A 12,610-nucleotide genomic window follows, 5' to 3' on the forward strand; every position below is an offset into this window, starting at 1 on the left:
GTCTCCCCGGTCCGGTGCCAGCGCCGGGCACCCAGGTCGTACTCCCGGGTCTCCAGCTTCACATCCTGCGGAAGGACGGAACGAAGGACCTTCAGCCCCTGGGCCACGACCTCCTGGCCGATGCCGTCACCGGGAACCACTGCGAGATTGATGCTGCGAGACATGTCGGCACCCTACTCTTCGTCCCATTGCCTGACACGAGCTTTCCACGATGTGGACTCGCGCCGGCCCGGGGTGATGGTGGAGGGGGCGGACTCAGTGCCCCGTGACGCCGCCGTTGTCCCGGCGGTCGAGGGCCCGCTGCAGGGCGGCGGCGGCATTGCGGCGCTCCGCCTCGGAGGCGCGGGGCGCGGTGTGACGGACACGGCGGACGGCGGTCTCAGCGGCCATGACGATCCACTCCTGGAGATCAGAGGATGCGAGGCGCCGGAAGGGCGGGGAGCGCGGCCGCAGGGGTTGCCTGCCGGGGGCACGACGCTCACACCCGCCATTCGCCCGATGGAGCGAGACGTTCGGCTCCTACAAAGCTAAGCGGTCGCGGAGCGTCTGTCTCCACAAATACTCGGGCTTCCTACTATCTGAGACGGAGACTCCACCGGAACTCCGGTGCCGGTCACAGAATGTCGCCGTCCCGCCAGTCGAAGACCAGGGCGCCCGCCGACGCCGACGGCAGCGTGCGGCCGGCCGCGGGGCGGAGGTACGTCGAGTCCTCCTCGTCCGGGAGGTGCGCCGTCCCGCCGGGCCCGTACGCCTCGATGCGGCCGTTCCACAGCTGCCAGCCCCGCGCCCGGTACAGCGCGGCCCCCTCCTCGGACGCCGACAGCGCCCCGAAGGCGTACGCCCCGTCGACGACCTCCTCCAGCGCGGCCATCACCCGGCCGCCCAGCCCCTGCCGGCGCCGGTCGGCCCGGACGGCGACCGCCTCGACGTACCCGACGCGGTACGAGCGGCCCGCGTGCGCCACCCGGCGCATGATCACGCTGCCGTGCGCGGCGACGCCGTGCTCGTCCCGCACGACGGCGTGGACGCCGCCGAGTCCGTGGTCCCAGTCCCGGTCGGTGAAGTCCCCGTCGAAGGCGGTGTCCAGCAGCGCCCGTATCGCGCCCAGCTCGGCGGGCGGCAGCTCATAGGTGTGGGCAAGGTGCGTCGCGTCGGTCATGTGCCCACTGTCGCAGCGGCGGCGGGGCGCGGGGTGGCGAATCGGCCACTGTTCCGCGCCCCGCCGCCGGAAGGGTAAGCGAGCGGGTCTCGTGGGCCCCGGGGAGCCCTCCGGTCGTACGACGGGCGGCGCGGCCGTCAGAGCCGGCCGCCGGTGAGCCGGGACAGCGGGCCGCGCTGCCGCAGCCCCGCCCGGCGCCCGAGGGCGTACGAGGACGCCACCACGGTCACCACACCGGCGCTCGCCCCGGCCGCGATGGCCTTGCGGGCCTTCACCAGGGTCCACGCCACGCCCGCCTTGCCGACGGTCTGCCCGGCCGCCGTGCTGACGGCCGACTGCACGGTCTTCGCCGCGGACTTGGCCTTCTGGGTGGTGGCCTCGCCGAGGCCGGTGAGGGTCTCCTTCCCGCTGCGCGCGGACTGCGACGCGGACTTCGCGGCGTCCCGCGCCGTGCTGCCCGCGTTCTTCGCGGTGTCCTGCGCCCGCTCCTTGGTCGCGGTGGCGGCCCGCGAGGCGGTCTTGGTCGTCGAAGTCTTGTTCGTCTCAGCCATGCTCTGCGGGTATCCGCTCCGCGCCCGCGCAAACTGACACCGGTTCACGCCGGTCGTACGGACCCGAGTTCCGGCGCGGACGCGGCGCCGGCCCCGGGGAAGGCCGGCCGGCGTACGCGGGCCAGGGCCACGGCGACCGCCGCCGCCCCGGCCGCGCAGCTGAAGGTGAACGAGGCGCCGTGTCCGTACCGCTCCGCCAATTGGCCCGAGACCAGGGCCGCGACGCCCTGGCCGGCGATCAGCCCGCTGCCGAGCAGCGCCATCGCCTCCCCCATCCGCGCGAGCGGCGCCGCCCGCTCGGCGAGGCCGAACACGGCGATCAGGTGCGGGGCCACCGCGCACCCCACCCCGGCGAGCGCCACCACCGCGCCGGTCCAGCCGTCCACCCACGGCAGGAGCAGGAGCAGCGCCGCCTGCGCCGCGATCGCCAGCCGCAGCCGGGTGGTGAGGTCCCGGGGGCCGGGCCGGGCGGTGACGAACAGGCCCGCCAGGACGCTGGTCACCGCCATGCCGCCCCAGACGAAGCCGGCCGCCCCGGAGTCGCCGAGCCGGCCGGCGAGGGCGCTGACCCCGGCGTTGGCCGCGCCCAGCACCATGCCCTGGAGCACGGCCATGGCGAACAGCGTCCACAGCCCCGCCGACAACAGCCCCGTCCCGGCCCGTGCCGTGGAGCGCCCCGTCCCGGGCGGCGCTGTGGGGTGGACCGCGAACAGCACGCCGAACACCGCGATCAGCGCCCCGGCCAGCACCATGCCCGCCACCGGGTGGACCAGCACCACCACCGCCCCGGCGAGCGCCGGCCCGATCATGAAGCCGACCTCGTCGACCATGGTGTCGAAGGAGAGCGCCCGCCCGGTGAGCCCGGCGGGCCGCGACCGGGTGAGCACGATCCACCGGGTGCGGGACAGCGGGCCCACCTGGGGGACGGTCAGCCCCACCAGCGCGGCCAGCGATGCCTGGGCGGCGACCGGCGCCCCGGCGAGGACGGCGAGCACCAGGGCGGCGATGGACGCCGCGTTGGCCAGGGAGGCGGCGAGGATCACCGGGCGGTGGCCGCGCCGGTCGGCCAGCCGCCCGATCGGCGGGCCGCCGGCGGCCTGCCCGGTCCACAGCGCGCCCGCGACGAGCCCCGCCCGGCCGATGCCGTCGAGCGCGGTGACCATCATCAGGGTGCCGATGGGGCAGAGCGCGGCGGGCAGCCGCGCGAGGAAGGAGATCACGGGCAGCCCGGCGCCCGCCACGGAGAAGACGGCCCGGAGGCCGGTGGACGGTGCGGACATGGCGTACCCCTGTTCGTGGCGTACGCCGGGGCGGCGTACCCGGGGGACGGTAGACCGGCCGCCCGGGCGCCGGGAGGCCCGCGCTCCAGGACCGGAGCTTCGCACCAGCGGGGGCGGGCGGGAGGGGTCTGTTTTCGTGCGTTTGCGCAGACGGGAGCGGGGACGAGAACCGCCCCCTCCCGGCGTGGGGGCCGGAAGGGGGCGGTGCTCAGGGGGTGCCCGGTGGCACCGGCGGGCCTCAGCCCATGTGCGGGTAGGTGTAGTCCGTCGGCGGGACCAGCGTCTCCTTGATGGCGCGGGTCAGCGTCCAGCGCATCAGGTTCTGCGGGGCGCCCGCCTTGTCGTTCGTACCGGACGCGCGGCCGCCGCCGAAGGGCTGCTGGCCGACGACGGCGCCGGTCGACTTGTCGTTGATGTAGAAGTTGCCCGCGGCGAAGCGGAGCTTCTCCATGGCGTCGGCCGCGGCCGCCCGGTCACCGGCGATGATCGAGCCGGTCAGCGCGTACGCGGACACGGACTCCATCTGCTCCAGCATCTCCTCGTACTTCTCGTCCTCGTAGACGTGGACGGCGAGGATCGGGCCGAAGTACTCGGTGGTGAAGACCTCGTTGGCCGGGTCGGTGCACTCGATGACGGTCGGGCGGACGAACCAGCCGACCGAGTCGTCATAGGTGCCGCCCGCGACGATCCTGCAGGACGGGTCGGCCTTGGCGCGGTCGATGGCCGCCTTGTTCTTGGCGAAGGAGCGCTCGTCGATGACGGCGCCGATGAAGTTCGTCAGGTCGGTGACGTCACCCATGCGGATGCCGTCGACCTCGGCCGCGAACTCCTCCTTGAAGCCCGAGTTCCAGATCGACGCCGGGATGTACGCGCGCGAGGACGCGGAGCACTTCTGGCCCTGGAACTCGAAGGAGCCGCGGGTCAGCGCGGTCTTCAGAATGGCGCGGTCGGCGCTCGGGTGGGCGACGACGAAGTCCTTGCCGCCCGTCTCGCCGACGATGCGCGGGTAGGAGCGGTACTTCTCGATGTTGTTGCCGACCGTCTTCCACAGGTGCTGGAAGGTCTTGGTCGAGCCGGTGAAGTGGATGCCGGCCAGCATCGGGTGGTTCAGGGCCACCTCGGAGACGGCGATGCCGTCGCCGGTCACCAGGTTGATGACGCCCTTGGGCAGGCCGGCCTCCTCCAGCAGCTGCATCAGCAGCACGGCGGCGTGGGTCTGCGTGGGGGACGGCTTCCAGACCACCACGTTGCCCATCAGGGCGGGGGCGGTGGGGAGGTTGCCCGCGATGGCCGTGAAGTTGAACGGCGTGATCGCGTAGACGAAGCCCTCCAGCGGGCGGTGGTCCAGGCGGTTCCACACGCCCGGGGAGTTCGCCGGGGGCTGCTCGGCGAGCAGGTCGCGGGCGTACTTGACGTTGAAGCGCCAGAAGTCGACCAGCTCGCACGGGGTGTCGATCTCGGCCTGCTGGACGGTCTTGGACTGGCCCAGCATGGTGGAGGCGGCCATGGTCTCGCGCCAGGGGCCGGCCAGCAGCTCGGCGGCGCGCAGGATGATCGCGGCACGGTCGTCGAAGGACATGGCGCGCCAGGCCGGGGCGGCGGCCAGGGCCGCGTCGACGGCGTCCTGGGCGTCCTGCTGCGTGGCGGCGGCGAAGGTGCCGAGGACCTTGGCGTGGTTGTGCGGCTGCACGACGTCCACCCGCTCACCGCCGCCCATCCGCTTGACGCCGCCGATGGTCATCGGCAGGTCGATCGGGTTCTCGGACAGCTCCTTGAGCCTGGCCTCGAGGCGGGTGCGCTCGGCCGAACCGGGGGCGTAGGTGTGAACCGGCTCGTTGACCGGAGCGGGGACCTGGGTCACAGCGTCCATGAGTTCCGTAACTCCTTCAGTTCTTGGTGATCATCGAGCGGACGAAGAACAGCAGGTTGGCCGGCTTCTCCGCGAGACGGCGCATGAAGTACCCGTACCAGTCGGTTCCGTACGCGGTGTAGACGCGCATCCGGTGTCCCTCGGCGGCGAGCCGCACATGCTCGTCGCTGCGGATCCCGTAGAGCATCTGGAACTCGTACTCGTCCAGTTTGCGCCCTGCGCGGCGGGCGAGCTCCTGGGTGACGGCGATGAGCCGCGGGTCGTGGGACCCGATCATCGGGTACCCGTCGCCCTCCATCAGGATCCGCAGGATCCGGACGTACGCCTTGTCGATCTCCGCCTTGTCCTGGTACGCGACGGAGGCGGGCTCCTTGTAGGCCCCCTTCACGATACGCACCCGGCTGCCGTTGGCGGCAAGGCGCCGGGCGTCCTCCTCGGTGCGGAAGAGGTACGCCTGGATGACGCAGCCGGTCTGCGGGAAGTCCTTCCGCAGCTCCTCGTGGATGGCGAACATCGAGTCGAGGGTGGTGTGGTCCTCCGCGTCCAGGGTGACCGTGGTGCCGATGGCGGCGGCGGCCTCGACGACCGGGCGGACGTTGGCGAGGGCCAGCTCGTGACCGCCCTCCAGCGCCTGGCCGAACATCGAGAGCTTGACCGACATCTCGGCCCGGGCCCCGAGGTCCAGCTCCTTGAGGTGCTCGATCAGCTCCAGGTAGGCGTCGCGGGCGGCGAACGCCTGCTCACGGGTCGTGATGTCCTCGCCGACCACGTCGAGGGTCACCTCCAGGCCCTTCCCGACCGTCTCGCGGACGATGGGAACGACCTGCTCGACCGTCTCACCGGCGATGAACCGGCCGACGACCTGCTTGGTGCCCGGTGCGGCAGAGACGAAGCGGCGCATCTTGTCACTGCGCGACGCGGCAAGGATCACGGGACCCAGCACGGGGCACCTCCACGGAACACGGGTTGTAGGAAGCCGTGACGAGAAGATTCCGCCAACGGCACGGAGAACCACCGTGAAACCTAAGGATCGCTCCTTCGGCGTGCCATCGACAGCTGTCACGCATCCGTGGGCCCGCTCTCATACAGATGTCTGAGCGGGTGGCAGAATGTCCGGATGAAGGCCGATTACCAAGAGCTGGTCGACGAGATCTCCGCCCTGCTGGGCGCGCCCGCGACGCTGGAGAACCGGGACTTCGGGCTGATCGCCTTCGGGGCCCACGACAGCGAGGACGACACCGCCATGGACCCGGTGCGGACCCGGTCGATCCTGACCCGGAGGTCCACCCCGGCGGTGCGCGCCTGGTTCGAGGGGTTCGGCATCACCCGGGCGACCGGCCCGGTCCGCATCCCCGCCTCCCCGGAGGCCGGGGTGCTGCGCGACCGGGTCTGCCTCCCCGTACGCCATCGGGGTGTCGCTCTCGGGTACGTGTGGCTCCTGGACGCCCACCCGGGGCCCTCGCCCGACCGGCTGGCGGCGGCCATGGAGGTCGCCGGGCGGATCGGGGCGCTGCTCGCGGACGAGGAGCGGGCGGACGCCGACCTGTCGCGGGAGCTGCGGGCGGTGCTGACGGCCGCGCGGGGCTGGCAGTACGACATGGCGCTGGCCGCCCTGCGCACGGCGCTCGGCCGGGACGCGGACGGTCCCGGCGCGCTGCTGTGCGTGGCGCCCTGGCCGGCGGGCGGGACGCCCTCGATGCGCGGCGCCCCCGGGGTGGCGGCCCTCGCCACCGTGGAGTGGGGCGCCTTCTCGCCGCACCGGGCCGCGGCTGCCGGGGGCGGCGCCCCGGAGCGGGCGCTGGCCGCGCTGGTACGGCTGCGCTCGGCGGACGCCCCGGCCCCGCCGCCCGCCGCCGCCCGGCTCCGGGACGCGGCCGGGGAGGGCGCCGTGGTGGGGGTGGCCGGGCCGCGGCGCGGGGTGGGCGACCTGGGGGACGCCTGGCGCGAGGCGGTGTCGGCCGCCCGGGCGGCGCTGGCCCGGCCGGCGCTGGGCCCGGTGGCGCCGTGGGCGTCGCTGGGCCCGTACCGCCTGCTGACGGCGCTGCCCCCGGCGCCGGAGGGCGACCCGGTGATCCGCCGGCTCCTCGCGCCCGCCCACACCGAGCTGGCCCGCACCGCCGAGGTCTATCTCGACTGCGCGGGCCAGGCGGGGCGGGCCGCGGCGGCGCTCGGCATCCACCGGCAGACGCTCTACTACCGGCTGTCCCGGGTGGAGCAGCTCACCGGGCTGGACCTGGACGAGGGCGAGGACCGGCTGCTGCTCCACATGGCCCTGAAGGCGGCCCGCCTGTGACACGGGTCCGGCCCGGTGCGCGTCGTGCGCACCGGGCCGGACCGGGAGTGGGGGTGACCGTGTTCGCGGGTCAGGTGAGGTTCACCGAGCGGGCCGAGGTGGCGCCGATCTCGGCCGCGACCTCGGTGAGCACCGCCTGCGGGACGGTGTCGTCGACGGTGAGCACCGCGAGGGCCTCGCCGCCCTCGGCCGCCCGGGCGACCTGCATGCCCGCGATGTTGAGGCCCGCCTCGCCGAGGACGCGGCCGACGGTGCCGACGACACCGGGACGGTCCTCGTAGCGCAGGACGACCATGTGGTCGGCGAGCGCCAGGTCCACGTCGTACTCGCCGATGCCGACGATCTTCTGGAGGTGCTTGGGGCCGGCCAGGGTGCCGGACACCGACACCTCCTCGCCGCCCGAGAGCGTGCCGCGCACGGTGACCACATTGCGGTGGTCGGGCGACTCGCTGGAGGTGGTCAGCCGGACCTCGACGCCGCGCTCCTGGGCGAACAGCGGTGCGTTGACGTACGACACGGTCTCGTCGACGACGTCCTCGAACACACCCTTGAGCGCGGACAGTTCGAGCACCTTGACGTCGTGCTGGGTGATCTCGCCGTACACCTCGACGTCGAGCCGGACGGCGACCTCGCCCGCCAGCGCGGTGAAGATCCGGCCGAGCCGCTCGGCCAGCGGCAGGCCCGGCTTGACGTCCTCGGCGATGACACCGCCCTGGACGTTGACCGCGTCGGGGACCAGCTCGCCGGCGAGCGCGAGGCGCACCGAACGGGCCACGGCGATACCGGCCTTCTCCTGCGCCTCGTCGGTGGAGGCGCCCAGGTGCGGGGTGCAGACGACCTGGTCGAGCTCGAACAGCGGGGAGTCCGTGCAGGGCTCCTTGGCGTACACGTCGAGGCCGGCGCCGGCGACCCGGCCCTCCTTGAGCGCCGAGTACAGCGCCTCCTCGTCCACGATCCCGCCGCGTGCGGCGTTGACGATCCGGACGGCGGGCTTGACCTTGTGCAGCGCCTCGTCGCCGATCAGGCCGAGGGTCTCGGGGGTCTTCGGCAGGTGGACGGTGATGAAGTCGGAGACCTCCAGCAGCTCGTCCAGCGTCAGCAGCTTGACGCCCATCTGGGCGGCGCGGGCGGGCTGGACGTAGGGGTCGTACGCGACGATCTTCATGCCGAAGGCCGACATGCGCTGGGCGACCAGGACGCCGATGCGGCCGAGGCCGACGACGCCGAGGGTCTTCTCGCTCAGCTCGACACCGGTGTACTTGCTCCGCTTCCACTCGCCGTTCTTCAGGGCGGTGTTGGCCTGGGGGATGTTGCGCGCGGTGGCGACCAGCAGGCCGCAGGCCAGCTCGGCGGCGGTGACGATGTTGGAGGTCGGCGCGTTGACGACCATCACACCGGCCTTGGTGGCGGCGGAGACGTCGACATTGTCCAGGCCCACACCGGCGCGGGCGACGACCTTGAGGCGGGAGGCGGCGGCGATGGCCTCAGCGTCGACCTTGGTGGCGGAGCGCACCAGGATGGCGTCCACGTCCGCGACGGCGGGCAGCAGTTCCGTGCGGTCGGCGCCGTTGCAGTGCCGGATCTCGAAGTCGGGGCCGAGTGCGTCGACGGTGGCGGGCGACAGCTCCTCGGCGATCAGAACTACCGGCTTTTTCGAAGGATGCGAGCTCACGTGGGTCCTCACAAGTCCAGTGCGGACGGCCGTCCCGACGGCCGCATGCGGTGGAGGGGCTTGCCGCGTGGAAGACGCACGACGCTGTGGGCCTGACGCGTATGTGGTGACGAGTGTAGTGGCGGGGGGTGGCATCTTTTCCGCCGTCGCGGAAGGATCACCCGTCCGTGGTTGGACACGGGGTCCAATGCGGGCGGGCGGGCCCGGTACCGTGTCCGGACCCGCCGCCGCGAGGCTCACGCCTCCTCGTTGTCCACCCAGCTCATGAGCTTGCGCAGCTCCTTGCCGGTGGTCTCCAGCAGGTGCTCGGAGTCCTGCGTCTTGTACTCGTCGTACTTCTTCAGGCCGCCGTGGTACTCGTCCATCCAGTTCTTGGCGAACGTGCCGTCCTGGATCTCGGAGAGGACCTTCTTCATCTCGGCCTTGGTGGCGTCGGTGATGATGCGGGGGCCGGTGACGTAGTCGCCCCACTCGGCGGTCTCGGAGACCGACCAGCGCATCTTCTCCAGGCCGCCCTCGTACATCAGGTCCACGATCAGCTTCAGCTCGTGGAGGCACTCGAAGTACGCGATCTCCGGCTGGTAGCCGGCCTCGACCAGGGTCTCGAAGCCCGCCTTGACCAGGGCGGAGGTGCCGCCGCACAGCACGGCCTGCTCACCGAACAGGTCGGTCTCGGTCTCCTCGGTGAAGGTCGTCTTGATGACACCCGCGCGGGTGCCGCCGATGGCCTTGGCGTACGAGAGGGCCAGCGGGAAGGCGTTGCCGGTGGCGTCCTGCTCGACGGCGGCGATCGCCGGGACGCCGCGGCCCTCCTCGTACTGGCGGCGGACCAGGTGGCCCGGGCCCTTGGGGGCGACGAGGGCGACGTCGACACCGGCCGGGACCTTGATGAAGCCGAAGCGGACGTTGAAGCCGTGGGCGAAGAACAGCGCGTCGCCGTCCTTCAGGTTGTCCTTGATGGACTCCTCGTAGACCTTCGCCTGGATCGGGTCCGGGATCAGGACCATGATCAGGTCGGCCTCGGCCGCGGCCTCGGCCGGGGTGACCACGCGCAGGCCCTGCTCCTCGGCCTTCGCGCGGGACTTGGAGCCCTCGTGCAGACCGACGCGGACGTCGACACCCGAGTCACGGAGCGACAGCGCGTGGGCGTGGCCCTGGCTGCCGTAACCGATCACCGCGACCTTGCGGCCCTGGATGATGGACAGGTCGGCGTCGTCGTCGTAGAACAGCTCGGCCACTGGGTTTCTCCTTGGTGTGCTGATGTTGCGTCCCACCGTACGGCGGGGAGGGATGGGAGGGTCGGGGGGTCTCGCTACGCGGAACGGTCCAGGGCCCGCAGGCTGCGGTCGGTGATGGACCGCGCGCCGCGCCCTATGGCGATGGTGCCGGACTGGACCAGCTCCTTGATGCCGAACTGCTCCAGCATCTTCAGCATGGCGTCGAGCTTGTCACTCGAACCTGTGGCCTCGATGGTGACCGCCTCGGGCGAGACGTCCACGGTCTTGGCGCGGAACAGCTGGACGATCTCGACGATCTGGGACCGGGTCTCGTTGTCGGCGCGGACCTTCACCAGGACCAGCTCGCGCTGGATGGCGGCGCTGGGCTCCAGTTCGACGATCTTCAGGACGTTGACCAGCTTGTTGAGCTGCTTGGTCACCTGCTCCAGCGGCAGGTCCTCGACGTTGACCACGATGGTGATGCGGGAGATGTCGGGGTGCTCGGTGACACCGACGGCGAGCGAGTCGATGTTGAAGCCGCGGCGGGAGAACAGGGCGGCGATCCGGGCGAGGATGCCGGGGGTGTTCTCCACCAGGACGGAGAGCGTGTGCTTGGACATGTTCTTGACTCAGCTCTCTCTCAGTCGTCTTCGTTGTCGCCGAAGTCGGGGCGGACGCCGCGGGCGGCCATGACCTCGTCGTTGGAGGTGCCGGCGGCGACCATCGGCCAGACCTGGGCGTCCTCGTGGACGATGAAGTCGATGACGACCGGACGGTCGTTGATGGCGTTCGCCTCCGCGATGACCTTGTCGAGGTCGTCGGGGCTCTCGCAGCGCAGCGCGACGCAGCCCATGGCCTCGGACAGCTTCACGAAGTCCGGGACGCGGGTGCCGGCGCCGGGCTGCTTGCCGTCCGCCTCCGGGCCCGAGTGCAGCACGGTGTTGGAGTAGCGCTGGTTGTAGAAGAGGGTCTGCCACTGGCGGACCATCCCGAGGGCGCCGTTGTTGATGATGGCGACCTTGATCGGGATGTTGTTCAGCGCGCAGGTGACCAGTTCCTGGTTGGTCATCTGGAAGCAGCCGTCGCCGTCGATCGCCCAGACCGTGCGGTCCGGCATGCCCGCCTTGGCGCCCATGGCGGCCGGGACGGCGTAGCCCATGGTCCCGGCGCCGCCGGAGTTGAGCCAGGTGGCCGGCTTCTCGTAGTCGATGAAGTGGGCGGCCCACATCTGGTGCTGGCCGACACCGGCCGCGTAGATGGTGCCCTCCGGGGCGAGCTGCCCGATGCGCTGGATGACCTGCTGCGGCGCCAGGCTGCCGTCCTCGGGCTGGTCGTAGCCGAGGGGGTAGGTGTCGCGCCAGCGGCTGAGGTCCTTCCACCAGGCGCTGTAGTCGCCGGTGTTGCCCTCGGTGTGCTCGGCCTGGACGGCCTGGACCAGGTCGGCGATGACCTCGCGGGCGTCACCGACGATCGGGACGTCGGCGGCGCGGTTCTTGCCGATCTCGGCCGGGTCGATGTCCGCGTGGACGATCTTGGCGAAGGGCGCGAAGCTGTCCAGCTTGCCGGTGACGCGGTCGTCGAACCGGGCGCCCAGGGCCACGATCAGGTCGGCCTTCTGGAGCGCGGTGACGGCCGTGACGGCGCCGTGCATGCCGGGCATGCCGACGTGCAGCGGGTGGCTGTCGGGGAAGGCGCCCAGCGCCATCAGCGTGGTGGTGACCGGGGCCTGGGTCAGCTCGGCGAGGACCTTCAGCTCGGCGGTGGCACCGGCCTTGAGGACGCCGCCGCCGACGTACAGGACGGGGCGCCGGGCGGCGGTGATCAGCTTGGCGGCCTCGCGGATCTGCTTGGCGTGCGGCTTGGTCACCGGGCGGTAGCCGGGCAGGTCGAGCTGCGGCGGCCAGCTGAAGGTGGTCTTCGCCTGGAGGGCGTCCTTGGCGATGTCGACCAGCACCGGGCCGGGGCGGCCGGTGGAGGCGATGTGGAACGCCTCGGCGATCGTCCGGGGGATGTCCTCGGCCTTGGTGACCAGGAAGTTGTGCTTGGTGATCGGCATGGTGATGCCGCAGATGTCCGCCTCCTGGAAGGCGTCCGTGCCGATCGCCTTGGAGGCGACCTGGCCGGTGATCGCGACGAGCGGGACGGAGTCCATGTGCGCGTCGGCGATCGGGGTGACCAGATTGGTGGCGCCGGGGCCGGAGGTGGCCATGCAGACGCCGACCTTGCCGGTCGCCTGGGCGTAACCGGTCGCGGCGTGGCCGGCGCCCTGCTCGTGCCGGACGAGGACGTGACGGACGCGGGTGGAGTCCATCATCGGGTCGTACGCGGGGAGGATGGCGCCGCCGGGGATGCCGAAGACCGTCTCGGCGCCCACTTCCTCGAGAGAACGGATGAGGGACTGCGCACCCGTGACGTGCTCAACGGTGGCGGAGGACTGTCCGCCGCTACGGGCCCGCGGCTGCGGATGGTGGGCCCCGGTGGCCTGCTCGGTCATCGGCATTCTCTTCTCGAAGCTGAGGGTTTTCGCGAGGGTTCAAGCGGGTTTGGCAGGTGCCAGTGCAACAAAAA

At 71.9% G+C, this 12,610-nt stretch carries 12 protein-coding genes; 1 reads left to right on the forward strand and 11 read right to left on the reverse strand.

Annotated elements, in window-relative coordinates:
- The 7 genes from ACF08D_RS11420 to ACF08D_RS11450 all read right to left on the reverse strand — a co-directional run.
- Positions 1–164: isocitrate/isopropylmalate family dehydrogenase (locus ACF08D_RS11420; protein ID WP_392223168.1), on the reverse strand; the 164-nt coding region annotated here is incomplete at its 3' end.
- 91 nt (positions 165–255) lie between these two features.
- Entirely contained in the window at positions 256–390 is a 135-nt protein-coding gene (locus tag ACF08D_RS11425; protein WP_392222373.1) for a hypothetical protein, read from the reverse strand.
- 223 nt (positions 391–613) lie between these two features.
- Positions 614–1,159, reverse strand: coding sequence for a GNAT family N-acetyltransferase (locus tag ACF08D_RS11430; protein WP_392222374.1), 546 nt, complete (start codon positions 1,157–1,159; stop codon positions 614–616).
- A 137-nt stretch (positions 1,160–1,296) separates the two neighbouring features.
- Complete coding sequence (locus ACF08D_RS11435; protein ID WP_392222375.1) at positions 1,297–1,710, reverse strand: hypothetical protein; 414 nt, start codon at positions 1,708–1,710, stop codon at positions 1,297–1,299.
- Between the two features lie 44 nt (positions 1,711–1,754).
- Positions 1,755–2,990: an MFS transporter gene (locus ACF08D_RS11440; RefSeq protein ID WP_392222376.1), complete on the reverse strand. Its 1,236-nt coding sequence runs from the start codon at positions 2,988–2,990 to the stop codon at positions 1,755–1,757.
- Between the two features lie 238 nt (positions 2,991–3,228).
- Positions 3,229–4,860, reverse strand: coding sequence for an L-glutamate gamma-semialdehyde dehydrogenase (gene pruA / locus ACF08D_RS11445; RefSeq protein ID WP_392222377.1), 1,632 nt, complete (start codon positions 4,858–4,860; stop codon positions 3,229–3,231).
- Between the two features lie 16 nt (positions 4,861–4,876).
- Positions 4,877–5,803, reverse strand: coding sequence for a proline dehydrogenase family protein (locus ACF08D_RS11450; protein ID WP_392222378.1), 927 nt, complete (start codon positions 5,801–5,803; stop codon positions 4,877–4,879).
- Between the two features lie 174 nt (positions 5,804–5,977).
- On the opposite strand from ACF08D_RS11450, the gene ACF08D_RS11455 reads away from it, so the two are divergent.
- Entirely contained in the window at positions 5,978–7,153 is a 1,176-nt protein-coding gene (locus ACF08D_RS11455; RefSeq protein ID WP_392222379.1) for a PucR family transcriptional regulator, read from the forward strand.
- Between the two features lie 70 nt (positions 7,154–7,223).
- Here the strand turns inward: ACF08D_RS11455 and serA are convergent, their stop codons facing one another.
- The 4 genes from serA to ACF08D_RS11475 form a co-directional block, all read right to left on the reverse strand.
- Positions 7,224–8,825: a phosphoglycerate dehydrogenase gene (serA, locus tag ACF08D_RS11460; RefSeq protein ID WP_392222380.1), complete on the reverse strand. Its 1,602-nt coding sequence runs from the start codon at positions 8,823–8,825 to the stop codon at positions 7,224–7,226.
- A gap of 236 nt (positions 8,826–9,061) precedes the next feature.
- Positions 9,062–10,063, reverse strand: coding sequence for a ketol-acid reductoisomerase (gene ilvC / locus ACF08D_RS11465; protein WP_392222381.1), 1,002 nt, complete (start codon positions 10,061–10,063; stop codon positions 9,062–9,064).
- A 74-nt stretch (positions 10,064–10,137) separates the two neighbouring features.
- Positions 10,138–10,662: an acetolactate synthase small subunit gene (ilvN, locus tag ACF08D_RS11470; protein ID WP_019889675.1), complete on the reverse strand. Its 525-nt coding sequence runs from the start codon at positions 10,660–10,662 to the stop codon at positions 10,138–10,140.
- A 20-nt stretch (positions 10,663–10,682) separates the two neighbouring features.
- Positions 10,683–12,542: an acetolactate synthase large subunit gene (locus ACF08D_RS11475; protein WP_392222382.1), complete on the reverse strand. Its 1,860-nt coding sequence runs from the start codon at positions 12,540–12,542 to the stop codon at positions 10,683–10,685.
- Between the last annotated feature and the right edge of the window lie 68 nt (positions 12,543–12,610).

This window comes from Streptomyces sp. NPDC015131, assembly GCF_043079975.1.
Taxonomy (GTDB): domain Bacteria; phylum Actinomycetota; class Actinomycetes; order Streptomycetales; family Streptomycetaceae; genus Streptomyces.